Below are 23897 nucleotides of genomic sequence, written 5' to 3' on the forward strand. Positions count from 1 at the left end.
CCCCGACTTCTGGACTGGCACTCTGCCGCCGCCCCGGCCCGGGTGACCGTGGTGGGCCGGCACTGCGAGGCGGGCGACGTCCTCGCGGCGGACGTGGCGCTCCCCGCCGACGTACACCCGGGCGACCTGCTTGCCGTCCCCGTCGCCGGCGCCTACCACCTCGCTGATCCGCCGGGAGTCCCTGGAGGGCCTGCGCAGCCGCGACGTGGGCCTGTAGGCGCTGAGGCGGTCAACTGGTGTGCGCCGCCGTCCCGTTCGCCTGGACCGTGAAGGCTGCGGTGTGGACCTTGCCGGCGTGCTTGAAGTCGAGGAAGAGCCGGTAGGTCCCGGTGCTGGGTGCGGTGGTGGTGAAGGTGATGTCCGGGCCGGGGGTGGTGGTGCCGTCGCCGGGTTCGCCGGTGGGGTGGACGTGGAGGTAGGCGAGGTCTCCGGCGCGCAGGGCGACGAGGTGGCCGTAGGCGCCGAGGTAGGGCTGGAGGTCGTGGACGGGGTTGCCGTTGCGGGTCACGGTCAGGGTCAGCCGGCCGGCCTGGGTGGGGGTGAGGTGTCCGCGGAGGGTGACCTCGTATCCGTCCACCTCGGCCGTGGACTTGGCCGGGGGGAGCTGGGCGGGGGTGTAGGTGCCTGCCGCGGTGAGGTCGGCGCCGAGGGTGAGGTCTGTGCCGCCGCGGGGGGCGAAGTCGGTGAGGACGCGGTAGGTGCCGGCCTTGGGGAGGTTCACGGGGGTGGACCATGTGCCGTCGGCGGCGCGGGTGGGGTGCAGGTGGCGGTAGAAGGTCAGGTCGCGTGAGGCGACGATCAGGTGCAGTTCCTTGGTGTGCTCGCGCTGGTAGGCGGTGAGTGCGCGGCCGGTGGCGTCCTGGGTGATCGTGAAACGCAGGTCGGTGGTCTTACCCGGCTTGAGGGTGGGGGTCTTCAGGTCGAGGGTGTAGCCGCCGTCGGAGATCTGGAGGCCTCCGGGGAGCGCGGCTGAGGTGTGGCCTCCGCCGTGTTCACCGTGGGCATCGTGCTCGCCGTGTTCACCGTGTGCGTGCTTCCCGTGTGCCGCGTGCCTGCTCTGGGTGTTGATCTCTCCGACGCCGTTGCCCACGCCGTAGGCGGTGCCGAAGGTGGCGGCGAGCGCGGCGGTGAAGACGGCGATCCGCAGTCCGGTGTTCATGGGGCGCTCCTCGTCTCTTGGCCTCTCGGCCGTCCGCTGGCGGCTCGACGCACTTCAACATACCCCCAGGGGGTACTAAGTCAAGTCTGCGATTCCCTTGCGCCGCATACGGCTGGGGGGTATACATGGAATCGTTCGCCAGATACCCCCCATGGGTATTTGAGTCCGTCCGGTCCGAGACCGACGCGAGGAGCAGACATGACCACCACCACGACACCCGGTGCCGCCGAGGTCGAACTCGCCATCGGCGGCATGACCTGCGCCTCCTGTGCCGCCCGCATCGAGAAGAAGCTCAACCGCATGGACGGCGTCGAGGCCACCGTCAACTACGCGACCGAGAAGGCCAAGGTCACCTTCCGCGAGGACATAGCCGTCGCCGACCTGATCGCGACCGTCGAGGCCACCGGCTACACCGCCCGCGAGCCCCAGCCCGCCGCCCGCACCGCGGCGGAGTCCGGCGGCGGTTCCGCCGGGACGGAGGCCGACGAGCTGCGGCCTCTGCGGGAGCGGCTGATCACCGCGGTGGTGCTCGCCGTGCCGGTGATCGCGATGGCGATGGTCCCGGCGCTGCAGTTCGAGTACTGGCAGTGGCTGTCGCTGACGCTGGCGGCGCCCGTGGTGACGTACGCCGCCTGGCCCTTCCACAAGGCCGCCTGGACCAACGCCCGGCACGGCGCCGCCACCATGGACACGCTGATCTCGGTCGGTACGTCGGCCGCGTTCCTGTGGTCGCTGTGGGCGCTGTTCTTCGGGACGGCCGGCATGCCCGGCATGACGCACTCCTTCGAGCTGACCATCGCCCGCAGCGACGGTGCCGGGAACATCTACCTGGAGGCGGCGGCCGGAGTGACCGCCTTCATCCTGGCCGGCCGGTACTTCGAAGCCCGCTCCAAGCGAAGGGCCGGCGCGGCGCTCAAGGCCCTGCTGGAACTGGGCGCCAAGGAGGTCACCGTACTGCGCGGCGACCGCGAAGAACTCGTGCCCGTCGCGGAGTTGAAGGCCGGTGACCGCTTCCTCGTCCGTCCCGGCGAGAAGATCGCCACCGACGGCACGGTCGTCGAGGGCTCCTCGGCCGTGGACGCCTCCATGCTCACCGGCGAGTCCGTGCCCGTCGAGGTGAGCGTCGGCGACGCGGTCACCGGTGCCACCCTGAACGCCGGCGGCCGGCTGGTCGTGGAGGTCACCCGGGTCGGCGCGGACACCCAGCTCGCCCGGATGGCGAAGCTGGTGGAGGACGCGCAGAACGGCAAGGCCGCCGCCCAGCGCCTCGCCGACAGGATCTCCGGGGTCTTCGTCCCCGTCGTGATCGCCCTGGCCATCGCCACCCTGGGCTTCTGGCTCGGCAACGGCGCGGGGCTGACCGCCGCCTTCACCGCCGCGGTCGCCGTCCTGATCATCGCCTGCCCCTGCGCCCTGGGCCTCGCCACGCCGACCGCGCTGATGGTCGGCACCGGACGCGGCGCCCAGCTCGGCATCCTCATCAAGGGCCCCGAGGTGCTGGAGAGCACGCGCAAGGTCGACACCATCGTCCTGGACAAGACCGGCACCGTCACCACCGGCAAGATGACCCTGCTGGCCGTGCACACCGCCGAAGGCACCGCGGAGAAGGACGTCCTGCGCCTGGCCGGCGCCCTGGAGCACTCTTCCGAGCACCCCATCGCCCAGGCCGTCGCCACCGGAGCCGCCGCCCGCGTCGGCACCCTGCCCGCCCCGGAGGACTTCGCCAACATCCCCGGCCTCGGCGTCCAGGGCGTCGTCGACGGACACGCCGTCCTCGTCGGCCGGGAGCAGTTGCTGGCGGAGTGGGCGATGTCCCTGCCGGACGAACTCAAGCGGGCCGAGTCCGCCGCCGAGGCCGCCGGTCGTACGGCCATCGCGGTCGCCTGGGACGGCCAGGCCCGCGCGGTCCTCGAAGTCGCCGACGCCATCAAGGAGACCAGCCCCGAGGCCATCCGCCGGCTGCGCGCCCTCGGCCTGACCCCGGTGCTGCTGACCGGAGACAACCGGGCGGTCGCCGAGGCCGTCGCCGCCGAGGTGGGCATCGCCCCCGAGCACGTGATCGCCGAGGTCCTGCCGCAGGACAAGGTCGACGTTGTCAAGCGCCTTCAGGGCGAGGGGCGTTCGGTCGCCATGGTCGGCGACGGCGTCAACGACGCGGCGGCTCTCGCCCAGGCCGACCTGGGCCTGGCGATGGGCACCGGCACGGACGCGGCGATCGAGGCCGGCGACCTGACCCTGGTCCGCGGGGACCTGAGGGTCGCGGCCGACGCCATCCGGCTCGCCCGCAAGACCCTCGGCACCATCCGCTCCAACCTGTTCTGGGCCTTCGTCTACAACATCGCCGCTCTGCCGCTGGCCGCTGCCGGACTGCTCAACCCGATGATCGCGGGCGCCGCGATGGCCTTCTCCTCGGTCTTCGTCGTCGGCAACAGCCTGCGCCTGCGCCGCTTCCGGGCCACCGACCGCTGAACCACGGCCGCGCCCAGGGCGCCCACCGTCTTCCGGCAGACGGTGGGCGCCCTGGCGCGGCCGGCGGCTCACGCGCTCCGGTCCGGCCGATCCGGGACGAGATCGAGCCGCGCGGGCTCCTGGCGGGCAGCCGCTGATCGCCGCCGACCGTCAACGTGTTCTCTTCGACGACACGTCGAGATCGCGGCGTGTTCATACCCTGCTCTTACCTTCGCTCCGCCCGGCCAGTCCGGGCGCGCTCGCGACCGGCACGCAACAGGGGGGTCGGGTCGTGGCGCCCAGCCTCCTAGGAGCATCCGCATGCGCAGATCCGTCAGACTCCTGACGGTCCTCGCCACGACCGGCGCGCTCGCCGCCGGTACGGCCGTGGCGGCCAACTCGACGCCTCAGCAGGGGGGTCAGGACCACGAGATCCACAACGTCATCTACCTGCTCGGCGACGGCATGGGCCGCACCCATGTCACCGCAGCCCGGGAGCGCTACTACGGTGCGAACGGCAAGCTGAACATGGAGCAGCTGCCGAACTACGGCGCCGTCGCCACGTACGCCGTGGAGAAGGGCACCAGCCAGCCGTCGCTGGTGACCGACTCCGCCAGCTCGGCCACCGCCTGGTCGTCCGGCGTGAAGACGTACAACGCCGCCATCGGTGTCGACACCAACGAGAAGAAGGTGACGACGCTGATGGAGCAGGCCCACACTGCGGGCTTCGCCACCGGCAACGTCTCCACCGCCGAGATCACCGACGCGACCCCGGCCGCCCAGTTCAGCCACGCGCTGCTGCGCGGCTGCCAGGGCCCGGTCTACTCGGACGCCTCCTGCCTGCCCAAGAAGGCCGACGGCAGCCTCGAGGACAAGCCCGCCGACCAGACCCTGATCACGCCGATCGCCGAGCAGATCGCCCGCAACGGCACCGCCGACGTGATCCTCGGCGGCGGCCTGGCCCGCTTCGAGCCGGACGACCAGAAGGCGCTGCAGTCGCAGGGCTACCAGGTGCTCGGCAGCTTCGGTGACCCGTCGCTGCCCGCGCAGACCGCCGCCAGCCAGAAGGTCGCCACCAAGGCGGACCTGGCGAACGTCAAGAGCGGCAAGGTCGTCGGCCTGTTCAACCGCGGCAACCTGACCGTCGAGCAGGCCAAGGCCCAGCTGCCCGCGGACGCCCCGCAGCAGCAGGAGCCGACCCTGGCGGAGATGACCCAGAAGTCGATCTCCCTTCTCAACGGCCGTTCCAGGAAGGGCTTCCTGCTCCAGGTCGAGGGCGCCCAGATCGACAAGCGCTCGCACGCCAACGACGCCGCGCAGACCCTCGCCGAGGTCAAGGCGTTCGACGACGCCGTGAAGGCCGCGGTCGACTTCGCCAAGAAGGACGGCCACACCCTGGTCGTCGTGACGGCGGACCACGAGTGCGCAGGCTTCAACATCATCGAGAAGGGCTCCTTCACCAACGCCGAGGCGGCGGCCCCGCCGGCCAACACCGACGCGGGCAACCCGGCCAACAACTCGGCCCCGTCGCGTTCGGCCGCGGCCAACGTCAAGGACCCGGCCCGCTCCTCGGGCATCGTCAACGGCGGCGGCGCGGGCGACGCGAAGAACTTCGGCCCCGCCACGTTCCGTACGCCCGACGACCCGGCGGACGTCAAGGACGGCAGCCCTGAGGCCAGCCTCTGGCTGTCCTACCTCTCCGGCAACCACACCGGCGCCGACGTGCCGATCTACGCGTACGGCCCCGGCGGCAAGCGCTTCGCCACCAGCCAGAACAACATCGAGCTGTACGGCAAGATGTACCGCTCCCTGTTCGGCATGGCTCCGCGCACCAGCTGACGCCACTCGCGGGGCCGGGCACACGTCCCACGCCCGGCCCCGCGCCCGTACCGACGTACCGCATGGACCGACGTCACGGACCGCACGGACCGTTCCGGACGCCGACGACGCCCCGGGAGTAAGCCCGATGAGCCCGCTCACCCGCACCAAGGCCGCCGCGCTCGGCCTCCTCGTCCCCGCCCTGGTGGCGCTCACCGGCTGCAGCGGCCACTCGGACCACCCGGGCGACCCGAAGCCGCGCGCCTCCGCCGCCGGAGTCGCCCTGCCCGCCCCGCGCACCGAGCCGGCCCCGGCGCCCACGCTCTCCCCGGCCCCGCGCAAGGGTGAAGTCCGCATCGAGGACGGCCCGTTCACCGACCGGCTGCGCCTCAAGAGCCTGACGCTCACGGACAAGCCCGCGGTCACCGGCCACCTGACCATCACCTCCGACGTCAGCGACGTCCTCGCGCTGGAACTCCGCGCCGCCTACTACGACGCCCACGGCCGCCTGCTGGGCACCGGCACCTTCCAGTACCAGGAGGAAGGCGAGGACGCGCAGGGCAACGACCAGCACAAGGGCCCGCGCGCCGTGGGCGACGGCATCGACTTCACCGTCCCCGCCAAGCACCTCACCGGCACCCCGGCCGCCGCGGTCGTCTCCATCCCCGTACTGGTCAACGAGTAGCCCACCGCAAGCCGGCAGGTCACGCACACAGCCCTGAGCGCACACGAACGGGGCGGCGTACGCCGACGGTTGTCGGTGTACGCCGCCCTCGGGTGGGACGAGTTGCGGGAGGTGGCCCCGCGTTGTCATGGCGGTTACTTCGGGTCGGCGTTGAACTTCGAGGTCGACCAGAAGTAGCCGAGTACCGCGAGGCCCAGGCACCAGGCGACGGCGAGCCAGCCGTTGTGGCCGATCTCGGTGCCGAGCAGCAGGCCGCGCAGGGTCTCGATGGCGGGCGTGAACGGCTGGTACTCGGCGATCGGCTGGAACCAGCCCGGCATCGAGTGGAGGGGGACGAAGGCGCTGGACAGGAGCGGCAGCAGGATCAGGGGCATGGCGTTGTTGCTGGCGGCCTCGGCGTTCGGGCTGACCAGGCCCATGCCGACCGCGATCCAGGTGAGCGCCGTGGCGAAGAGCACGAGCAGTCCGAACGCCGCGAGCCACTCCAGGACACCGGCATCGGTGGAACGGAAGCCGATGGCCACGGCGACGGCGCCGACGAGGACCACGCTGGCGATCGACTGCAGCACGCTGCCGATGACGTGTCCGATGAGCACGGAACCGCGGTGGATCGCCATCGTGCGGAAGCGGGCGATGATGCCCTCGGTCATGTCGTTGGAGACGGAGACCGCGGTGCCGATCGTGGTGCTGCCGATGGTCATCAGCAGGAGCCCCGGGACGATGTAGGCGATGTACCTGGAGCGGTCCGGATCGCCGCCGCCGATGCCCGCGCTCATGGTGTCGCCGAAGATGTAGACGAAGAGCAGCAACAGCATGATCGGGGTGAGCAGCAGGTTCAGCGTGAGCGACGGGTAGCGCCGGGCGTGCAGGAGGTTGCGGCGCAGCATCGTGGAGGCGTCGCGTACGGCCAGAGAAAGGGAGCTCATCGGGCAGTCTCCTTGGACTGGTTGGGGATACCGGTGCCGCCGGTCAGGGCGAAGAAGACGTCGTCGAGGTCGGGGGTGTGCACGGTCAGCTCGTCGGCCTCGACGCCGGCCGCGTCCAGCCAGTCGAGGATGGAGCGCAGCTCGCGCTGGGTGCCGTCGCTGGGGAGCTGCAGGGCGAGGGACGCGTCGTCCCGGGAGGCCTCGCTCAGGGCGGAGGCGGCGCTCCGGTACGCGGCCGGGTCGGTGAAGCGGAGCCGGACGTGCCCGCCGGGGACGATCCGCTTCAGTTCCTCGGCGGTGCCCTGGGCGGCGATCCTGCCGTCGTGGAGCACGGCGATGCGGTCGGCGAGCTCGTCGGCCTCCTCCAGGTACTGGGTGGTGAGGAAGACGGTGACGCCGTCGGAGACGAGCTCGCGGATGATCTGCCACATGTTGTGCCGCGAGCGCGGGTCGAGACCGGTGGTCGGCTCGTCGAGGAAGATGATCCGAGGGTTGCCGACCAGGGTCATGGCGATGTCGAGGCGGCGCTTCATGCCGCCGGAGTAGGTGGAGGCGGGCTTCTTCGCGGCCTCGGTGAGGTCGAAGCGCTCCAGCAGTCCGGCGGTGACCTGCCGTCCCTCGCGCTTGGAGAGGTGGTGCAGGTCCGCCATGAGGAGCATGTTCTCCTCGCCGGTGATGAGGCCGTCCACGGCGGAGAACTGCCCGGTGACGCCGATCGCGGCGCGCACGGCCTGCGGGTCGGTGGCGAGGTCGTGACCGCCGACGCGGATCTGACCACTGGCGGGGTCGGGGGAGATGAGGGTGGAGAGGATCTTGACGGCGGTGGTCTTGCCGGCGCCGTTCGGGCCGAGCAGGGAGAAGATCGTTCCTTCCCCGACGGCCAGGTCGACGCCGTCCAGGACGGTCTTGTCGCCGTAGGACTTGCGCAGCCCGTTCGCCGCGATGGCCAGGTCGGTCATGAGAGGTGCCCCCCTTTTAGTGGCTGCGGGTGTCTACAGGCTGCGGGCGGTGATGTCGCCCTGGGAGGTGGTGGCGCGGATGTCGAGTTCGGCGGTGCCATCGTTCTTGAGGGCGTTGCTGATGCGGCCGTAGCTGGTGCCGGCGTCCAGGGCGGCCGAGACGCCGGCGGCGGCGACGACCGAAATGTCGCCGGACTGGGTGCGGAGCACGACCGTGCCGCGCACGGCCTCGCTGATCCGGATGTCGCCCCTTGCGGTGCTGATCTCCGCGGGGCCGCCCAGCCGGCCGACCTCGACGTCGCCGTCGATCGCGGTGAGGCGGACGCTCGCGGCCTCGTCGATCTTGATCTGGCGGTACGCGCCGTCGAAGACGACGTCGCCGAGGCGGCCGACGCCGCGGAACTCGGCACTGGCGGCCTTGCCCTCGATACGGGAGCCGGCGGGCAGCTGGACCGTCACCTCGACGGATCCGGAGGGGCCGAAGAGCTGGTTCTTCGCCTCCGGGGCCACGATCCGCAGGACGCCGTCGCTGTACGTGACCTCGATCTGCTCCGCCGCCTTCACGTCGCGGCTCTTGGCGGCGTTGAACGGCAGGACCTCGACCGTGGTGTCGGCCCGGTCGGCGCCGATGAACTGGACGCGTCCGGCGGGGATGTCGAGGACGGTGGTCACCGGGGTGGTGGTGCTGAACTTCTGCATCGTGCTCTCCTTCGGCTCGTTGTTTCCGACATTGGAAAAGCTACGTTGCGTTCATGAACTAGGCAACGTGCTCGTTGCGTGCAACTTGCATTGTCGCAGGTAGAGGCCGAGAAATCGTTGCAATGGATCTGAATCTAACGCAACAAACCTACTCTGTTCGTTGCAATGAATTGAGAGTGAACGCTATGCTGGAGACACCACGGACCACGAAGGAGACCGCGATGCCGGGAGGCAGACTCACCCAGTCGGAACGCCAGCAGATCGCGCTGGGACTGGCCGACGGCCTCGCCTACGCGGAGATCGCCAGACGCCTCGACCGCCCCACCTCGACCATCACACGCGAGGTGATGCGCAACGGCGGCCCCACCGCCTACCGCGCCGACCTGGCCCACCGCGCCACCGAACGCCGCGCCCACCGCCGCAGGCAGACCGCACCCCGGGAATCGACGACACCCCCGCAGGTCCACGGACGCGACCCCGAGGCGGTGCGCGAGTACGAGGAGGCGTTCACCACGCTCCTCATGCAGCAAGGCCTGCCCAAGATGATGTCCCGGGTCCTGACCTGCCTCTACATCACCGACGCGGGCAGCCTCACCGCGGCCGAACTCGCCCGGCACCTCCAGGTCAGCCCGGCCTCCATCTCCAAAGCGGTCACGTTCCTCGAAGGCCAGGACCTCATCCGCAGGGAACGCGACGAACGCCGTCGCGACCGCTACGCCGTCGACAACGAACTCTTCTACCAGGGGACGCTCGCCGCCGCCCGCTCCCAGGCCCAACTCGCCGAGACCGCACGGCAGGGCGTCACCATCCTCGGCTCCGCCACCCCGGCCGCCACCCGCCTCGAAAACATCGCCCGCTACATCGACTTCATCAGCGAGACCATGACCCGCGCCGCGGAACAGGCCCGCGAGGTCCTCCTCACAAAACCCGAAACAACCTCAGACGGCACTGCCGAGCCAAGCTCAGAACACTGATGGAGCGCACGCACCGGATTCCGAATGGCTCCCAAGAGCCCCAGGAAACGAGTCAGGGGCCCGACCCGCTCTCGCGGATCAGGCCCCTGACCTGTACTGCAGTAACCGGCGGCCTCGGCCCAGTCCGCCGGGGCCCCGAGCCCGGCGATGTGTCGCGCAAGAGCAAGCGGCGTCTCGGTGGGGACCGGGATGGCCAGGCTTCACAGAGCCGCTTGCGCCTCGGCCCAGTGAGCCGGGCTGGAGGCGGAGAGCAGAATCCGCGTCACCCCGGGGCAGGAGGCTGCTGCGAGCAGGCATGCCTGGGCGGCGGTGAGTTCCGGGTTCAGCAGCGCGGTGGGTTCACACGTGCCCAGTTGGGGCAGTTCGCCGCCGAACAGGGGTGCTGAGGCGAAGACCCGCCATCCGAGGTCGGCTGCCTGAGCGATGGGGCCCTCACCGTCTAGCCGGTGGCGCAACGGCCCCGGCGTATACACACCGGGGCCGCCCTTCCGGGTCGTTGCACGTGAGAGTGCACCGGCCCACTCACCAGGGTATGCCCGGGATGCCATTTCGGTCATATGGGGAGGACATGGCTGTCATGTGGCTGGCCGGAGCCCTGAGGGCGGTGTGCGCCGTGTCAGTCACTGTCCTTCTCCTCGGTCTCCATGAGCCGGATCCCCTTGTGCAGCAGTGTGACCATCGCGGGTGTGTTTCCTCGCGCCCAGTCGACCTGGATCAGTCCCTCGGCCGCCAGGTACGTGCAGGCGGCGGCCAGGTCCTCCTCGGGCATGGCGAGGCCCTCGCGCAGCTGCGCCCCGGTGAGGCCGAGGAGGCGATTGCCTTCGATGGCCTCGTACAGGGTCTTCATGATCGCCTCGCGGTAGTGCTGCCGCTCGTGCAACGTCGCCATGGTCGCCTGCCTCTCGTGCCGGCGCTGACGGAAACCCGTACGTCTGGGGCGGTGTCCTCCTTCCCCGCTGAGGGGCATCCTCCTCAGATTTCGTCCGGCTGTGTGTGATCGTCCCGGGAGGACTGGCTGGTCAACAGCCAGGAGCGCACCGGCTCCGCCATGCGCGTGGTGTCCACGGTGAGGTGGAGGCGTGTTCCGCCGTCGGTGCCTGCGGGGTAGCTGCGCGCTTCGGTGGCGGCGAAACAACGGCGGAGAGCCTCCGCGACATGGCGAGCCGTCTCCGGGTCCGCGGCGACGATACGAACCTCCGCGTGCCCGGCCGACGGCAGTTCCGGTGACTTCATGGTGATCCCTTGCTCACTAAGGACGACGTGCATCAGGGGCGACGTGCCGGTAGGTGTGACGGCCGTTCGCCCCACCCCCACCCTGGCTGGAAGCAGGTCGGCGTCATCAGCGGCTCCCCTCTCGATGCTCACGGCGTGTGGTATCGGCGGGAGGACCCTTCGGCACGGTGGCACGTGGGCTCTTACGGGTCCGCCGACCGATTCCCGGTAGGGCGTCGCTGTAGCGGAACGCCCCGATCCTTTCGTCATGCTGCGCGTTGAGCCGGTGGATCAGGAACATTCCCGCGATGATCACGAAGATGATCACGGCGACGGTGACGGCGGTCTCCACGTCCTCACCTCCTCGGGGCGGAACTCGAGATCCCGATCGCGGCTCCGGCCGCCGAAGCGGCTCCGCCGTCGGTCTCCCATTCCTCTTCCCGGGTTTGAGCCTCTGCCGCGTCGTGACTGATGGCCTCGTCGGCCATCAGACCGCTGGCGGTGCGGACACCTCCCGGAACGGTTGCTGCTGCCATCAGCCGGGCGGCGGCGGCCGGCTCCGTCTCCGGAGGGATCACCAGCAGGTCCAGGCGGCCCACCGTGTAGGAGAGGAGCATCACTTTGTTCGGGTCCTGCTCGTCGGCGAACCAGCCGACATGCACCGTGTGCCCCGTGACGGGGACCTTGCGCGGGATGACGGGCCAGTGGGCCGGGTTCACGGTGACGTGGGTGATCCGGCCCCAGCACGCGTCCAGCGCGTCCGTCAGAGTGGGGATCTCCCGGAAGAGATCACGGGAGCGGGGCCACCAGGCACCGTCCAGAAGACCTGGAACCGAGCCGGTCGGGGTCAGGGACAGCCGGGCCGACGCCGAGGGCAGGCGCTCTTTGATGATCGTAGGTTCGGTGGTCGCGGTCATGACGCGGACCTGTCCCCGAGCCTCCTCTTGGAGGCCGGTGTTGTTGTTCGCCAGAAACGACACCGACATGGCGGCCGGTGTGCGAAGTACTCCCGGTGCTTTCACTCTACGCCGCTCCGAAGCCCCGGAACGTGCGCGTGAGCAGGCATTTCACCGAGAGACAACGAGTCCGGAACCGCCGACGAGCGCAGCCGGTGCGGCGGCGCACGACTTACGGTGAGAGGACGAGGTCCCGCGTTCGGCGGCGACACCGAATCCCGCAGACAGGCGGACACACCATGACCGAATCCGACATCCCTCGCGCCCCCGGGCTCCTGCCGGACGCGATCCATCGGGCCGCGAAGCCCGGGACAGTTCTGCTGCGGCTGGAGACGACACATTTTCGGGAAGGCAACCTCGACGGCGCGTGGTGGCCGCGTTCCCGCGACATCGGCGCGGAGCTGCCCGACCTCATCCACGTGCTGACCGGGCACCTCGGCCCCATCACGCGCGTCGGCCTGGACGCCACCGCATGGGATGGACTTCCCACGCGCCTGGTCGTCGACGACCAGGTCGTCCATATCGACTCCTTCCCGGTCGGTGATGACACCGTCCTGATCACTCGGGGCGACCAGGACCACTTCTCCCTTCTCGTGGTCCCGCCGCACGCGACACCCGACGCCGCCCGTGCCGCGATGGCCAGGGCCGTCCGGGCCGACAACGTCACCCATGCCGCACAGATCCTCATCGACACCGGCACCCATCAGGCATACCCGATTCCTGCGGAGGGCTCTCGGACCGGCGAGGAGCGCCACGAGCCCGAGGAATGACGTCTGGAGGTCCGGGCGCCCGTAGGGCGTCTTTGCCGGGCGGCGCCTGTTTCAAGGCGATCGAGGCGGTGCCGCCCGTCGGAGTGGATGCCCGGTAGTGGTGTCCGCTGATGTTCCGCCGACGCCGTTAGGGTGCGCGACATGGCCCGTACTCGGCTGTACCGCGACGGCTCCCTGGTCGAGGAAGACTTCCCGGTCCGGGACATCTCCCGGCATCTGGCGGATCCGTCTTCGACTGTGTGGTTGGACCTGTACCGCCCGAACCGCGCCGAGTTCACGACGGTCGGAGAGGAACTCGGTCTCCACGAGCTGGCTCTCGAGGACGCGCTGCACGAGGGACAGCGGGCGAAACTCGACAACTACCGCACCCATCACTTCCTCAGTGTCTACGCGGTCGCCGTCGATCCGGACGGCGCAGGACTCACGATGAGCGAGCTCGCGGTCATCCTCACGCCACAGGCGCTGATCACGGTCCGCAAGGACGCCGCGTTCGCCCTCGACGAGCTGGTCGCCCGGTGGGACCGTACCCCGGCTCTGGCAGCGCACGGGGTCGCCTTTCTGCTCCACGGCCTGCTCGACCATGTCGTCGACGGGCACTTCGCCGCGGTACGGCAACTCGACGAACGTATCGAGGAACTGGACGATCTGCTCTTCGACGAAGGCGGCCGGCAGATCCAGACCGTACAGCGCCAGTCCTACGCCCTGCGGAAATCACTGGTCCGGCTCCGTCGCGTGGTCCTGCCCATGCGGGAGGTCGTCAATGCCCTCATGCGCCCCGACCTCGACGTCGTCGACGGCCCCTTGCTGCCGTACTACCGAGATGTGTACGACCACGTGCTGCGTGCCGGCGAATGGACGGAGTCGCTGCGCGACCTGGTGGCCTCGGTGATGGAGACCAACTTGTCGGTGCAGGCGAACCGGATGAACCTGATCATGAAGAAGGTGACGAGCTGGGCCGCGATCATCGCCGTGCCCACGGCGATCACTGGCTTCTACGGACAGAACCTTCCCTACCCCGGCTTCGGACACCAGTCGGGTTTCATCGTTTCCAGCGCCGTCATCGTCGTTGTCTCTCTGACGCTGTACTTCGCTTTCAAGCACTGGGACTGGCTCTGACCGCACAGTTCCTGCGTGCTCGTCGGCAGACGGGCCCTGGGAGCCGGTTTCCGAAGTCGGCTCCCAAATGGCTCCCAAACCGGGGCCATACAGCAGATCAGGCCCGGTGCTGATCTCTCAGCACCGGGCCTGACCTGGTGTTTCTCTGTCGGGGTGGCGGGATTTGAACCCACGACCTCTTCGTCCCGAATGAGGTTCGGTCATGACCGCCACCGGGCGGTTTGCTGTTTTGCCTGGTCAGGGCGTTGGGGTGCGGTGGTCTCGGATGGTCTCGAAGGGGCTTGGGGAGCGGGTTGGCTCCCAGATGGCTCCCAGTTCTGCTGCCCTGTGCGGGCTGGCTCTGTTCGGGGTCTGTCCGGTTCAGGCGTCGAGGCGGCGCCCCGCGAGCCAGGTGACGATCTCGGGGTCGTGGTGGTCGAAGAACAGGGAGCCGCCGGTGTCGAGGGTGGCGATCTGGGCCATCTGGTCGTCGGTGAGCTCGAAGTCGAAGATGTCGATGTTCTCGGCCATGCGCTCGGGCCGCACGGACTTGGGGATGGCGATGACGCCGCGCTGGGTGAGCCCAGTCCCTGCACGTCGAGGGCACCCCAGGCCAGCGCATCGGTGTCTACACCGCCGAACCCGGAACTCCCGACCACGACGCCCTGCTTCTGCTCGACATGACCGCACCCGCCATGCCCGGCTCAGGCTCCTCGGACAGAAGCACCTCACCCCGACCGAGCTGACCCCGTGCCCAGCAGGTCGGCGCCCGTGGCACGAGGAGTAGCGTGTAAAAGGCGAGGCGAGTCCTGTGATCGCCCCGATTCCCGAAGACGGGTGATCCTTATGACCGGCTCCGATGCACGGCCTGTTTCCCGGCATCTGCCCAGCGGTGTTCACGAGGCCGTGCAGCCGGGGTATGCGTTGCTCCGGCTGGAGACCACGGAGTCGCGCGAAGGTGTCCTCGACGGTGCGTGGTGGCCGCGGTCGCGCGACATCGCCGCCGAGCTGCCCGCGCTGCTCAGCGCCCTCACCGGCCATCTCGGCCCCCTCACGCGCGTCGGGCTGGACGCCACGGCCTGGGAAGGGCTTCCGACGCGGATCGTCGTCGACGAGCGGGTGGTGCACATCGACTGCTTTCCGCTGGGCGACGACACTGTACTGATCACCCGAGGCGACCAGGACATCTTCTCGCTGCTGGTGGTTCCGCCGGACACAGCACCCGAGGCCGCCCGCGCCGCGATGGCCCAGGCCGTCCGGGCGGACAACGTCACCCAGGCGAATCAGATCCTCATCGACACCCGAAGCGCGCAGGTGCCGCCGGAGTGAGGTCAGCCGCGCCACTCCACCAGGAGCAGCGTCGCGTCATCCGTGGTGTGTCCGCCCCGCGCCCGCTTGAGCGTGTGGGACAGGGAGCGCGCCATCGCCCGGATTCCGCGGCCGGTTCTCTCCAACTGGTTCACCCAGTCGATCATCTGGTCCTCCCCGAACTCCTCCTCCCCGGCATCGTGCTCCTCGATCAGTCCGTCGGTGAAGCAGAGGAGGCGGTCCCCCGGCTCCAGCTTCATCTCGCTCGTCTGCGGCTGCGGACCCCCGAAGCCGACAGGGAGGGTCGTCGGACCGGTCAGCCGGAGTGTGACGCGGTGATCACGGACGAGCATCGGTGACGGGTGCCCGGCGTTGACCCACTGAAGATGCCCCGTCGTGGTGTCCAGCTGCAGCATCTGCGCCGTGACGAAGTGCTCGGGGCCGAACTGGTCCGCCACTGCGCGGTCCATGAAGGCGTAGATCTCCGGCAGTCCGGTGCCGGCGCGGCGGGCGTGGCGGTAGGCGCCGATGGCCACGGTCGCCATCGTGGCCGCGTCCAGGCCGTGTCCCATCGCGTCGATCATGGCCACGTGGAGGACGTCTCCGTTGAGGGCGTAGTCGAAGCTGTCACCCGCTACGTCATAGGCGGGTTCCAGGATCCCGGCCACGGCGATCCGAGGCATGATCATCGCCAGCGGTGGCAGCAGGGCCCACTGGATCTCGGCGGCGACGCTCATCGGTTCGCTGCGTCGGACACCGAAGAAGAGGTCGGAGTAGCCGTGCTTGGTCACCAGTAGGTCGGCCACCAGGCCGGCGAGCCTGCGCAGCATGCGGCGGTCCTGGTCATCGACGCCGTCCAACGTCACTGCCATGACTCCGACCTGATCGCCGCCGTCCAGCAGCGGCAGCAGGATTCGCACGCCGTCGTCCTCGGGCAGCTCGACGGGGTGAGCGTCGAGAAAGCAGCGGCCCGCCTCGGAGTCGTCGATCACCTGCGGTTCCCCGTCCGTGAGGCCGTCGCCGGGCAGGGGGACGAGCAGCAGTTGGCCGTAGTCCTGCAGCAGCACCTGCGGCCGGCGACCCCCGAGCCGCTCCACCACGTCAGCGACCAATGGCCCGATGAGATGGGGCGGCAGTTCATGCGCGCGATCGAGGACCTCTCCCAGCAGAGCTTCCCCGAAGCTCTCGGAGCGGTCCGCGCGCTGTCCGGCCGTCATCCCCTCACCCGCCATGATCCGAGTCGATCGGAGCGGCGGGCTGGGACGGTGCAGGGTCTGCCAGTGTCATCGCTCCATCGACGGGTCGTAGATGCCCCGGGACTGGCCCCGTCACCCGGGTCCGTCCGGATCGGGCCTCTCACCTGAGTCCGGACCCTCCTTCCGACTCCCATGTGTCTTGTCCGTCGAGGCCGCTCTCGACGAGTGCCAGCAGGCGCGGAGCCGACAGTGGGTTCCCGGGGTCGGCGGCAGCGGTCAGCAGTCGGGTGGCGGCTCCGGCCGGCTCGTCCGGGGGGATCACCAGCAGTTCCCAGCGTCCCACGGTGCCGCAGTCCACGGTGATGGCATGCACCTCGGTGGCAAGATCGGTCAGGACCACCTCGATCACATGGCCGGGCGCCATCACCTCCTGCGGGGCATCGGGCCAGGTGGCGGTCCCCACGGTGACGCGGGTGACGGTGCCGACGCTCGGATCCAAGGAGCCGACCAGCGCGGGCAGCTCCAGTTCCAGTGCGTCGCAGCGCGGCCACCACGCGCCGTCCAGCGGGCCATGGCTGACGCCCGCCGTGAGGCGCAGCCGGGGCAAGGGCATCCGGTAGGAGCGGCCTTCATCTGGTGCCGTACCTTCGGCGGGCTCTGTGATGGCGTTCATCGTGCGATCCCGTTCCGGGCGGCTTCCGGCCGCCCGTGTCTGCCACTCGCCGGGAACGGCGCCGCCGTGGTCGTGCGCCCGAAAGCTCTCGGTACGTGTCAGGCTACTCCCGGCCGTGGCGGGCGGCCTGGTGCGCAGCCATCGCGGAGAGGCAGACAGCCGGCCGGTACGACCGCCGGCTCATCGCCCCTCTGCCAAATCATCGGCGTGCCAAGGCCAGCCCTTCGACGGACAGGGTCAGCACACAGGGGGCGACGGCGCCGGGCAGCCCGACGACCTCACCCATGTTCTGCCAACCCCAGGACGAGAAGGCGGCTTGTCCTGCCTGGTCGGCAGGATGCAGCAGGGTGACCCCGAGGCAGGAGTGCAGGTCTGTGAGCAGACGCTGCTGCAGGCGGCGGGCGATATCGCGGTGCTGAGCGTGCGGATGGGCCACCACCTGGGTGAGGACGACGAACCGTGCGCGGGAGGTGAGCCGATGGATGATCCCCTGGAGCGTTCCGTCGAACCCCCGCCGGCCGGAACCGTCAGGACCCACCGGAAAACCGAAGGCGCAACCGACCAGCACCGTCGTCTCTGCGACCAGCACGGCGAAGCCGGGGCGGTGGGCGGTGACCGCCAGGCGGTGCAGGAAGTCTCCACGGTCGTGGTATGCCTCACCGGGGGTGCCCGCGACGGATTCCGCAGCCAGGTCCGCGATGTCCTCGCGCATGTCTTCGGCCTGCCAGCGGGTCAGCCGGCGAAGCCGGATCCCGTCCTTGAGGACCGGCTGACCCGGCCCCCGACGAGCGGGGTCCCCGAGCGTCCGCGTCGCGGTACTCATGAGGTCGCCGGATGCGACGGGGCTCACGGGGGCCGTAAGGAGCAGCGAAGTGGATCCGGTGACATCGAGGAGCCGGGTGATCTGCGCGCACGGGTGCTGCAGCCTCAGGCAGGCGTGGACCCGGCCGGCGCGCAGTGATGCCGATCGGAGGACATCCAGGCCCCCCGCGTCGCATGAGCCGACCGTGGTCAGGTCGATGTCGATCACGGTGACACCGTCCAGCAGACACTGCTCCAACGCGGCCCGCAGCAGCGGCGTCGTGGCCGGCCCGATGTCACCGGCAAGCGTGACGAACGTCCGCTCCCCTCGGTTCCGCCTATGAATGTCCAGCCGGGAAAGGGTCATCACGCCTCCCCTTGGTGGGGGCGCGGACCCGCGCGGGTGCTCAGCGCGGCCCCAGCCATGACGACCTCGCGCGGAGTTGCTTCGACCGCGGCGGACATGATGCCGACCCGTCTCCGCGCCGACGATTGGGGCGGCCCGGACTCGTCTCTCGCCGAGGACGACCCGGCGTGGCAGCCGGAGTGCGTGATGCCCTCGGTACTTCAACCGTACGTCGGCCGCAACCGGAAGCGGCTGCGCCGAGGGCGCGCCAGGGCCCTCCCGCTGAGGGCACGGTCGAGGTCCGCACGTCTCCTCGAATGCCCTGGCTAGGCACGCCGCGCTCTCCGGCTGCTGCTCGCCGGAGACCGGCAAGGCAGGCGATGATCCGCCGGAGCTGTCGGCTCACGGGTTGACCTCGCAGATGTCGGCGCCGAGGGCGTGCAGCTTGGTGGGCAGGTCAGCATGGCCGCGCCGGAGCTGTTCGAGGCCGCCACGCCGCGAGCGGTGAGGCCGGCGATGAGCAGGGCGGACCCTGTGCGGATGTCGGTGGCCTCCACCCCTGCGCCTGTCAGCTGCTGCGGGCCGGTGAAGCGGCACTCGGTGGGGGAGGGCTTGTGGATCTCGGCGTCCAGGCGCGCGAGTTGGGGCAAGAGGCTGCTCCCAAAGCGGAGGCATACAACAAATCAGGCCCGGTGCTGATCTCTCAGCACCGGGCCTGATTTGGTGTTACGGCTGTCGGGGTGGCGGGATTTGAACCCACGACCTCTTCGTCCCGAACGAAGCGCGCTGCCAAGCTGCGCTACACCCCGATGTCGCTGCTTGTCGCGGCGACGTCGTTTACTTTAGCCCACAGGTGGCTGGAGACGAAATCCGGTTCAGAAGCGGCGGCGGGTCGGGGTCGGGCGGGTGTGGTCCAGGGCCACCAGGAGGACCCCCAGGGCGTAGATGGCGAGGCCCAGCAGGAGGGCGTTGGCCAGGGTGCTGCGGTAGCCGTGGGCCGCTGCGTCCAGGAAGGGGTAGAGGTAGCGGGACGGGGTGGAGGGGGACAGGAAGGCCGCTCGGGTCAGGTAGAAGACCAGGTAGGCCAGGGGGTAGAGGAGCCAGGCCGCGGCGGGGCGGAGGCGGAGGCGGGCCGCGGGGGTGAGGAGGAGCCAGTCCAGGACGACCGCTGCCGGGACGGCCGTGTGGAGGAGCTGCAGGACCCCCCACTGGGCGTGCCAGCGCACCGGGGCCGTGGTCGCGTCCGTCATCGAGAACGGAGGCGTCGTGTGGTCCAGGAGCAGGTGGTAGACCAGCGCAGTGACCACCGCGTAGAGGAGTGTGGCACCTGTCACGGACGCGGGCACCGGGCGGCGGGCCCGCCAGGCCCTGGATGCCGACATCAGCATGACTACGGCCACCAGGATGTTGGCCTGGACGCTGAAGTAGCTCAGCGTCCGGGCCGGGGAGCCCAGCAGGAGTTCCAGGGCCACCGCGGCAGCCGCCGCCAGGGCGGTCAGGAGACGGAACACCGCCGCCAGGGGGCGGCGCGTCGGGCCTGTCACCGCCATGGCCGGGACCGGTGCGGGCAGCAGCAGGGGAGGGCCCGGGACCGCGGGCAGGTCCGGGATGTCCCTGGGTATCGGTGCGGTCATGCCCTCACGCTAGGGAGAGGGCAGTCATGGGGCCATTTGGGGGCGTCCGAGTGGGTTACTCCCGCGCCGTCAGCGTCAGCAGCGTCGCCTCCGGCGGGCAGGCGAAGCGGACCGGGGTGTAGCGGTTGGTGCCGCAGCCCGCCGAGACGTGGAGGTACGACGTGCGGCCCTCCGCCGTGTGCGTCGAGAGGCCCTTCACCCGGTCCGTGTCCAGGTCGCAGTTGGTGACCAGGGCGCCGTAGAAGGGGATGCAGAGCTGGCCGCCGTGGGTGTGGCCGGCCAGGACCAGGGGGTAGCCGTCCGCCGTGAAGGAGTCCAGGACGCGCAGGTACGGGGCGTGGACCACGCCGAACGAGAAGTCGGACGTCCCGGACGGGCCGCCTGCCACCTGCCGGTAGCGGTCCCGCTTGATGTGAGGGTCGTCCAGGCCCGTCAGCTCGATCGAGACGCCCTCGACCTTCAGCACACCCCGGGTGTTCGTCAGGTTCAGCCAGCCCGCCGCGTCGAAGCCGTCCCGCAGGTCCTCCCACGGGTTGTGGATGGCCCCCACGGTCGGCGCGTTGCCGTTCAGGCCGTGCCTGCCGCTCGTCTTCTCCAGCAAGTAGCGGGCGGGGTTGCGGAGTTTGGGTCCGTAGTAGTCGTTGGAGCCGAAGACGTACGCCCCCGGGAACTCCATCAGCGGGCCGAGCGCGTCCAGGACCTCCGGCACGCCCTCCGGGTCCGACAGGTTGTCGCCCGTGTTGATCACGAAGTCGGGGCGCAGGCCCGCCAGCGACTGCAGCCAACGCTGCTTCTTGCGCTGGCCGCCGACCATGTGAATGTCGGAGACCTGGAGCACGCGCAGCGGGCGCATGCCCGGCGGGAGGACCGGGACCGTCACCCGTCGGAGGCGGAAGGAGCGGGCCTCGAAGCCCGCCGCGTACGCCAGTCCGGCGGCGCCTGCCGCCATGATTCCCAGGGGTACTCCGTATCGAGCGCGCATACGACCATCGTGTCAGACCCCGCCTCCGCCGTGAGACCGGCCGCCGTTTAATCAGCGGGCGTTCGGGCCCGGACACCTGCGACAATCGACCCCATGACCACCACGCTCAAGTCGAAGCTGCACGACGACCTCAACGCCGCGATCAAGGAGCGCGACGAGCTTCGCTCCTCGACGCTCCGGCTGACCCTCGCCGCGATCACCAAGGAGGAGGTCGCCGGCAAGGAGAAGCGCGAGCTGTCCGACGACGAGGTCCTCAAGGTGATCACCCGTGAGGCGAAGAAGCGTCGCGAGGCCGCGGACGCCTTCGCGCAGGGCGGCCGTGCCGAGCAGGCCGAGCGGGAGAAGGCCGAGGGCGAGCTCCTCGCCACGTACCTGCCCAAGCAGCTGTCCGACGAGGAGCTGGAGGCGATCGTCGCCCAGGCCGTCGAGGAGGCGAAGGCCGCCGGCGCCGAGGGGCCGCGGGCCATGGGTGCCGTCATGAAGCTCGTGAACCCGAAGGTGGCCGGCCAGGCCGAGGGCGGACGCGTCGCCGCCGTCGTGAAGAAGCTCCTCCAGGGCTGAGCACGGACTGATTCCGGCTTACGACAGCGGGGCCGCACCCCACTCAGGAGGTGCGGCCCCGTCGTCGTGTCCGGGCGGAACCGGGACTCAGCCTCGCCGGCCCCCGATCCCGTTCCCGTTCGGCCCGCCGTTGCTCTGGCCCTGGATGAGGTTGCCCGGCAGGGAGATCGTCGGGGTCGGGAAGGTGCCGCCGGTGGCGCCGCCGGCCGTGTCGCCCGCGGTGGCGCCGCCCGTCAGGCCGCCGATCAGGCCGCCGGTCGCTCCGCCCCCGTTGTCACCGCCTCCGGTGTTCCCGTCGTCCCTGCCTCGGCCTTTTCCCCGGTCTTTCCCCTCACCGTCGTCGTCGGGGATGTAGATCAGGTTGAAGCCGGGGGCGGGCTTGCCCGCCAGGGCGCCGGTCATGGCGTCCTTCCAGATCGGGCCCGGGACCTGACCGCCGTAGACCTCGTTGTGGAAGACGCCGCCGATGGTGATGTTGGTCATCAGCACGTCCTGGGTGGGGCCGCCGACCCAGACCGCGCCGGCCATGTTGGGCGTGTAGCCGACGAACCAGGCGTTCTTGCGGGAGTCCGTCGTACCCGTCTTGCCCGCGCTCTCCCGGTCCGTCAGGCCCGCCTGCCGGCCCGTACCGGAGTCGACCACGCCGCGCAGCAGGGTGTTGACCGTGTCGGCGGTCTTCTCGCTCATCGCGCGTGAGCAGGTCGACTTGGGCACGGGGATCGACTTCTGTTCGTTGCCGACCTGCTGGCTGATCGACTCGATCGCGACCGGCGTGCAGTACATGCCGCGGGCGGCGAAGGTGGCGTACGCGTTCGCCATGGTCAGCGGCGAGAGGCCGATCGCGCCGAGTGCGATGGAGGGGTTCTGCGGGAGCTTGTCGCCGTTGCCCTGCACGACGTGCAGCGCGTCGGTCATCTTCACCACCGGGCACAGGCCGATGTCGGAGATGAGCTCCACGAAGTAGGTGTTGATGGACTTGGCCATCGCCTCCTTCATGCGGTACGGGCCGCGCTCCGAGTCGTTCTCGTTCTCCACCGTGTAGTTGCGGTCGTTCAGCCACGGCTTGCTGCCGCACGTCTGGACCGGGCTCGGGTACGTCATCTTGTACGGCGACCGGTACCTCTGTGTCGCCGACTTGCCGCCCTCGATCGCGGCGGCGGCCACGAACGGCTTGAACGTCGAACCGGTCGGGAAACCGAAGTTGGAGCCGCCCATGGCCCGGTCGACCGAGTAGTTGTACTCGGTCTCGTTCTTGCCGTAGCCGTACGGCCGTGACTGGCCCATCGCCAGGATCTTGCCGGTGCCGGGCTCGACCAGCGTGGCGGCGGCGGCGACCCGGTCGGACTGGTAGACGTGCTGCTTCAGGGAGCCCTGGACCGAATCCTGGGCCTGCGGGTCCAGGGTCGTACGGATCGTCAGGCCGCCGCGGTTCCAGAGCTTGGCGCGCTCCTCGCGGGTCTTGCCGAAGGCCGGGTCGGTGAGGAAGACGTTCTCGACGTACTTGCAGAAGAACGCGGAATTCTTGGTGGCCGTGATGCAGCCGTTCTTGGGCTGGCTGACGTGCAGGCCGAGCGGCTGCTTCTTGGCCTTGTCCGCCTCCGCCTGGGGGATGTCGCCGACCTCGGCCATGCGCTGCAGGACGGTGTTGCGCCGCTTGGTGGCCTCGGCCTCGTCGTTGACCGGGTCGTAGCGGCTCGGGGACTGCACGATGCCGGCCAGCAGGGCGGCTTCCTGGAGGTTCAGCTGCTTGGCGGGCTTGGAGAAGTAGCGCTGGGCGGCGGCCTCGACGCCGTAGGCCTGCTCGCCGAAGAAGGTGATGTTGAGGTAGTTCTCCAGGATCTTCTTCTTGCCGAGCTTCTGCTCGATCTGGATCGCGTACTTCAGCTCGCGGACCTTGCGGCCCAGGGTCTGCTGGGTGGCCTCGGCGACCTTCGTCGGGTCGTCGCCGGCCTCCTCGATGAAGTAGTTCTTCACCAGCTGCTGGGTGAGCGTGGAGGCACCCTCGGCGACCCCACCGCTCTGCGCGTTCTTGTTCAGCGCGCGCAGCACGCCCTTGAGGTCGATCGCGCCGTGCTTGTAGAACCGCGCGTCCTCGATCGCGACGATCGCCTTCTGCATGTACGGCGAGATGTCCTTGAGCTCCACCACCGTGCGGTCACGGGAGTAGACGGTCGCGATCTGGCCGCCCTGATTGTCCAGTATTGTCGTGCGCTGGCTGAGCTGGGGGCTCTTGAGGTTGGCCGGGATGTCGTCGAAGCCCTGGACCGAGCCCTTGGCCGCGAGGCCCAGCGCTCCGGCCGCGGGCAGCGCGATGCCGGCCATGACGGCTCCCGCGAGCACACTGACACCGACGAACTTGGCGGCCTGCTGCGTTGGCGACAGACCACCACCCGAGCGCTTCTTTGGCATGGGGGGCAGCCTAATCCGTACTTGTGAACATTCCGTATAAGCGACCGCGTCACGGCTCGGCAAACGGGAACGGGCGGGCTTCGTATTCGCCGGACACGCGCACAGGCCTTGGCCTAAGCTGCTCTCAACTGTCACAGCAGTGCGGTCACGTCATCGCTACGTCATCTATACGTCCGGCGGCCCCGAATCGTTCCGGACTACCCCGGGTTCGGGAACCGGTTACCGGGCCGGTTTCCGAGGGGCGTGTCCGAATCCGCCTGCTGTGTCATCTGGCGTCCGGTATGGC

General features: G+C 69.7%; 23 protein-coding genes, 1 tRNA gene and 4 pseudogenes. 10 read left to right on the forward strand and 18 right to left on the reverse strand.

Annotated elements, in window-relative coordinates:
• Nucleotides 1-217, forward strand: a pseudogene (locus ACWD3E_RS12360) (diaminopimelate decarboxylase); the annotation flags it as partial.
• A gap of 12 nt (nucleotides 218-229) precedes the next feature.
• On the opposite strand, the gene ACWD3E_RS12365 reads toward ACWD3E_RS12360, so the two are convergent.
• A complete protein-coding gene (locus ACWD3E_RS12365) occupies nucleotides 230-1159 on the reverse strand; it encodes a hypothetical protein (RefSeq protein WP_451387478.1) in 930 nt (309 codons plus the stop codon).
• 198 nt (nucleotides 1160-1357) lie between these two features.
• Here ACWD3E_RS12365 and ACWD3E_RS12370 point away from each other — a divergent pair, with 198 nt between their 5' ends.
• The 3 genes from ACWD3E_RS12370 (at nucleotide 1358) to ACWD3E_RS12380 (ending at nucleotide 6110) form a co-directional block, all read left to right on the forward strand.
• A complete protein-coding gene (locus tag ACWD3E_RS12370) occupies nucleotides 1358-3628 on the forward strand; it encodes a heavy metal translocating P-type ATPase (protein ID WP_451387479.1) in 2271 nt (756 codons plus the stop codon).
• Between the two features lie 300 nt (nucleotides 3629-3928).
• A complete protein-coding gene (locus ACWD3E_RS12375) occupies nucleotides 3929-5446 on the forward strand; it encodes an alkaline phosphatase (protein WP_451387480.1) in 1518 nt (505 codons plus the stop codon).
• Nucleotides 5447-5573: 127 nt separating this feature from the next.
• Nucleotides 5574-6110 carry a hypothetical protein gene (locus tag ACWD3E_RS12380; protein WP_451387481.1) on the forward strand — a complete coding sequence of 179 codons (537 nt, stop codon included), beginning with the start codon at nucleotides 5574-5576 and terminating at the stop codon, nucleotides 6108-6110.
• Between the two features lie 134 nt (nucleotides 6111-6244).
• On the opposite strand, the gene ACWD3E_RS12385 is transcribed toward ACWD3E_RS12380, so the two are convergent.
• The 3 genes from ACWD3E_RS12385 to ACWD3E_RS12395 are packed head-to-tail and all read right to left on the reverse strand — an operon-like array spanning nucleotide 6245 to nucleotide 8694.
• Nucleotides 6245-7036, reverse strand: a complete 792-nt coding sequence (locus ACWD3E_RS12385) for an ABC transporter permease (RefSeq protein WP_451387482.1) — start codon at nucleotides 7034-7036, stop codon at nucleotides 6245-6247.
• Entirely contained in the window at nucleotides 7033-7995 is a 963-nt protein-coding gene (locus ACWD3E_RS12390) for an ATP-binding cassette domain-containing protein (protein WP_451387483.1), read from the reverse strand. Before ACWD3E_RS12390 ends, ACWD3E_RS12385 begins: the two co-directional genes overlap by 4 nt.
• Before the next feature lie 33 nt (nucleotides 7996-8028).
• The gene (locus ACWD3E_RS12395; protein ID WP_451387484.1) at nucleotides 8029-8694 is read right to left on the reverse strand and encodes a DUF4097 family beta strand repeat-containing protein; all 666 of its coding nucleotides are present in this window, start codon (nucleotides 8692-8694) and stop codon (nucleotides 8029-8031) included.
• A gap of 221 nt (nucleotides 8695-8915) precedes the next feature.
• Between ACWD3E_RS12395 and ACWD3E_RS12400 the strand changes: the two genes are divergently transcribed.
• Nucleotides 8916-9668: a helix-turn-helix domain-containing protein gene (locus ACWD3E_RS12400; protein WP_451387485.1), complete on the forward strand. Its 753-nt coding sequence runs from the start codon at nucleotides 8916-8918 to the stop codon at nucleotides 9666-9668.
• A 200-nt stretch (nucleotides 9669-9868) separates the two neighbouring features.
• Here ACWD3E_RS12400 and ACWD3E_RS12405 read toward each other — a convergent pair whose 3' ends face one another.
• The 5 genes from ACWD3E_RS12405 to ACWD3E_RS12425 all read right to left on the reverse strand — a co-directional run bounded on the left by ACWD3E_RS12405 (nucleotide 9869) and on the right by ACWD3E_RS12425 (nucleotide 11797).
• Nucleotides 9869-10123 carry a hypothetical protein gene (locus tag ACWD3E_RS12405; RefSeq protein ID WP_451387486.1) on the reverse strand — a complete coding sequence of 85 codons (255 nt, stop codon included), beginning with the start codon at nucleotides 10121-10123 and terminating at the stop codon, nucleotides 9869-9871.
• Between the two features lie 161 nt (nucleotides 10124-10284).
• Nucleotides 10285-10557, reverse strand: coding sequence for a hypothetical protein (locus ACWD3E_RS12410; protein ID WP_451387487.1), 273 nt, complete (start codon nucleotides 10555-10557; stop codon nucleotides 10285-10287).
• A gap of 83 nt (nucleotides 10558-10640) precedes the next feature.
• A complete protein-coding gene (locus ACWD3E_RS12415) occupies nucleotides 10641-10901 on the reverse strand; it encodes a hypothetical protein (RefSeq protein WP_451387488.1) in 261 nt (86 codons plus the stop codon).
• Nucleotides 10902-11007: 106 nt separating this feature from the next.
• Complete coding sequence (locus ACWD3E_RS12420; RefSeq protein ID WP_451387489.1) at nucleotides 11008-11232, reverse strand: hypothetical protein; 225 nt, start codon at nucleotides 11230-11232, stop codon at nucleotides 11008-11010.
• Nucleotides 11233-11236: 4 nt separating this feature from the next.
• Nucleotides 11237-11797: a DUF5994 family protein gene (locus tag ACWD3E_RS12425; RefSeq protein ID WP_451387664.1), complete on the reverse strand. Its 561-nt coding sequence runs from the start codon at nucleotides 11795-11797 to the stop codon at nucleotides 11237-11239.
• A gap of 278 nt (nucleotides 11798-12075) precedes the next feature.
• Between ACWD3E_RS12425 and ACWD3E_RS12430 the strand changes: the two genes are divergently transcribed.
• Together ACWD3E_RS12430 and ACWD3E_RS12435 are read left to right on the forward strand one after the other, a co-directional pair.
• Nucleotides 12076-12606, forward strand: coding sequence for a DUF5994 family protein (locus ACWD3E_RS12430; RefSeq protein WP_451387490.1), 531 nt, complete (start codon nucleotides 12076-12078; stop codon nucleotides 12604-12606).
• A gap of 141 nt (nucleotides 12607-12747) precedes the next feature.
• Nucleotides 12748-13722 (forward strand): magnesium transporter CorA family protein, encoded by a 975-nt coding sequence (locus ACWD3E_RS12435; protein WP_451387491.1) that lies wholly within the window; start codon nucleotides 12748-12750, stop codon nucleotides 13720-13722.
• Between the two features lie 360 nt (nucleotides 13723-14082).
• Here the strand turns inward: ACWD3E_RS12435 and ACWD3E_RS12440 are convergent.
• Nucleotides 14083-14283 (reverse strand): annotated as a pseudogene (locus ACWD3E_RS12440) (aldo/keto reductase); the annotation flags it as partial.
• On the opposite strand from ACWD3E_RS12440, the pseudogene ACWD3E_RS12445 reads away from it, so the two are divergent.
• A pseudogene (locus tag ACWD3E_RS12445) lies at nucleotides 14283-14447 on the forward strand (transcriptional regulator); the annotation flags it as partial. The pseudogenes ACWD3E_RS12440 and ACWD3E_RS12445 overlap by 1 nt on opposite strands.
• Before the next feature lie 100 nt (nucleotides 14448-14547).
• On the forward strand, nucleotides 14548-15030 hold the full coding sequence (locus tag ACWD3E_RS12450; protein WP_451387492.1) for a DUF5994 family protein: 483 nt from the start codon (nucleotides 14548-14550) through the stop codon (nucleotides 15028-15030).
• Nucleotides 15031-15032: 2 nt separating this feature from the next.
• Here the strand turns inward: ACWD3E_RS12450 and ACWD3E_RS12455 are convergent, their stop codons facing one another.
• From ACWD3E_RS12455 to ACWD3E_RS12485, 7 genes and pseudogenes are all read right to left on the reverse strand, one after another.
• A complete protein-coding gene (locus tag ACWD3E_RS12455; RefSeq protein ID WP_451387665.1) occupies nucleotides 15033-16226 on the reverse strand; it encodes a PP2C family protein-serine/threonine phosphatase in 1194 nt (397 codons plus the stop codon).
• Between the two features lie 139 nt (nucleotides 16227-16365).
• The gene (locus tag ACWD3E_RS12460; protein ID WP_451387493.1) at nucleotides 16366-16878 is read right to left on the reverse strand and encodes a DUF5994 family protein; all 513 of its coding nucleotides are present in this window, start codon (nucleotides 16876-16878) and stop codon (nucleotides 16366-16368) included.
• A 199-nt stretch (nucleotides 16879-17077) separates the two neighbouring features.
• Complete coding sequence (locus tag ACWD3E_RS12465; RefSeq protein ID WP_451387494.1) at nucleotides 17078-18046, reverse strand: STAS domain-containing protein; 969 nt, start codon at nucleotides 18044-18046, stop codon at nucleotides 17078-17080.
• A 381-nt stretch (nucleotides 18047-18427) separates the two neighbouring features.
• Nucleotides 18428-18681, reverse strand: a pseudogene (locus tag ACWD3E_RS12470) (UDP-N-acetylglucosamine 1-carboxyvinyltransferase); the annotation flags it as partial.
• A gap of 79 nt (nucleotides 18682-18760) precedes the next feature.
• Nucleotides 18761-18834 (reverse strand) — tRNA-Pro (locus ACWD3E_RS12475).
• A 66-nt stretch (nucleotides 18835-18900) separates the two neighbouring features.
• Nucleotides 18901-19659: a Pr6Pr family membrane protein gene (locus ACWD3E_RS12480; RefSeq protein WP_451387495.1), complete on the reverse strand. Its 759-nt coding sequence runs from the start codon at nucleotides 19657-19659 to the stop codon at nucleotides 18901-18903.
• A 55-nt stretch (nucleotides 19660-19714) separates the two neighbouring features.
• Nucleotides 19715-20641 (reverse strand): metallophosphoesterase, encoded by a 927-nt coding sequence (locus ACWD3E_RS12485; RefSeq protein ID WP_451387496.1) that lies wholly within the window; start codon nucleotides 20639-20641, stop codon nucleotides 19715-19717.
• Between the two features lie 93 nt (nucleotides 20642-20734).
• Here ACWD3E_RS12485 and ACWD3E_RS12490 point away from each other — a divergent pair, with 93 nt between their 5' ends.
• Nucleotides 20735-21202, forward strand: a complete 468-nt coding sequence (locus ACWD3E_RS12490) for a GatB/YqeY domain-containing protein (RefSeq protein ID WP_451387497.1) — start codon at nucleotides 20735-20737, stop codon at nucleotides 21200-21202.
• Between the two features lie 87 nt (nucleotides 21203-21289).
• On the opposite strand, the gene ACWD3E_RS12495 is transcribed toward ACWD3E_RS12490, so the two are convergent.
• Nucleotides 21290-23611 (reverse strand): transglycosylase domain-containing protein, encoded by a 2322-nt coding sequence (locus ACWD3E_RS12495; protein ID WP_451387498.1) that lies wholly within the window; start codon nucleotides 23609-23611, stop codon nucleotides 21290-21292.
• Nucleotides 23612-23897 lie beyond the last annotated feature (286 nt).

It is taken from the genome of Streptomyces sp. NPDC002676, from assembly GCF_053592455.1.

Bases quoted from the DNA above. Each gene is read 5' to 3' on its own strand.
- ACWD3E_RS12365 (WP_451387478.1), bottom strand. From the start codon at position 1,159: ATGAACACCGGACTGCGGATCGCCGTCTTCACCGCCGCGCTCGCCGCC.
- ACWD3E_RS12370 (WP_451387479.1), top strand. From the start codon at position 1,358: ATGACCACCACCACGACACCCGGTGCCGCCGAGGTCGAACTCGCCATC.
- ACWD3E_RS12375 (WP_451387480.1), top strand. From the start codon at position 3,929: ATGCGCAGATCCGTCAGACTCCTGACGGTCCTCGCCACGACCGGCGCG.
- ACWD3E_RS12380 (WP_451387481.1), top strand. From the start codon at position 5,574: ATGAGCCCGCTCACCCGCACCAAGGCCGCCGCGCTCGGCCTCCTCGTC.
- ACWD3E_RS12385 (WP_451387482.1), bottom strand. From the start codon at position 7,036: ATGAGCTCCCTTTCTCTGGCCGTACGCGACGCCTCCACGATGCTGCGC.
- ACWD3E_RS12390 (WP_451387483.1), bottom strand. From the start codon at position 7,995: ATGACCGACCTGGCCATCGCGGCGAACGGGCTGCGCAAGTCCTACGGC.
- ACWD3E_RS12395 (WP_451387484.1), bottom strand. From the start codon at position 8,694: ATGCAGAAGTTCAGCACCACCACCCCGGTGACCACCGTCCTCGACATC.
- ACWD3E_RS12400 (WP_451387485.1), top strand. From the start codon at position 8,916: ATGCCGGGAGGCAGACTCACCCAGTCGGAACGCCAGCAGATCGCGCTG.
- ACWD3E_RS12410 (WP_451387487.1), bottom strand. From the start codon at position 10,557: ATGGCGACGTTGCACGAGCGGCAGCACTACCGCGAGGCGATCATGAAG.
- ACWD3E_RS12415 (WP_451387488.1), bottom strand. From the start codon at position 10,901: ATGAAGTCACCGGAACTGCCGTCGGCCGGGCACGCGGAGGTTCGTATC.
- ACWD3E_RS12425 (WP_451387664.1), bottom strand. From the start codon at position 11,797: ATGACCGCGACCACCGAACCTACGATCATCAAAGAGCGCCTGCCCTCG.
- ACWD3E_RS12430 (WP_451387490.1), top strand. From the start codon at position 12,076: ATGACCGAATCCGACATCCCTCGCGCCCCCGGGCTCCTGCCGGACGCG.
- ACWD3E_RS12435 (WP_451387491.1), top strand. From the start codon at position 12,748: ATGGCCCGTACTCGGCTGTACCGCGACGGCTCCCTGGTCGAGGAAGAC.
- ACWD3E_RS12450 (WP_451387492.1), top strand. From the start codon at position 14,548: ATGACCGGCTCCGATGCACGGCCTGTTTCCCGGCATCTGCCCAGCGGT.
- ACWD3E_RS12455 (WP_451387665.1), bottom strand. From the start codon at position 16,226: ATGACGGCCGGACAGCGCGCGGACCGCTCCGAGAGCTTCGGGGAAGCT.
- ACWD3E_RS12460 (WP_451387493.1), bottom strand. From the start codon at position 16,878: ATGAACGCCATCACAGAGCCCGCCGAAGGTACGGCACCAGATGAAGGC.
- ACWD3E_RS12465 (WP_451387494.1), bottom strand. From the start codon at position 18,046: ATGACCCTTTCCCGGCTGGACATTCATAGGCGGAACCGAGGGGAGCGG.
- ACWD3E_RS12480 (WP_451387495.1), bottom strand. From the start codon at position 19,659: ATGACCGCACCGATACCCAGGGACATCCCGGACCTGCCCGCGGTCCCG.
- ACWD3E_RS12485 (WP_451387496.1), bottom strand. From the start codon at position 20,641: ATGCGCGCTCGATACGGAGTACCCCTGGGAATCATGGCGGCAGGCGCC.
- ACWD3E_RS12490 (WP_451387497.1), top strand. From the start codon at position 20,735: ATGACCACCACGCTCAAGTCGAAGCTGCACGACGACCTCAACGCCGCG.
- ACWD3E_RS12495 (WP_451387498.1), bottom strand. From the start codon at position 23,611: ATGCCAAAGAAGCGCTCGGGTGGTGGTCTGTCGCCAACGCAGCAGGCC.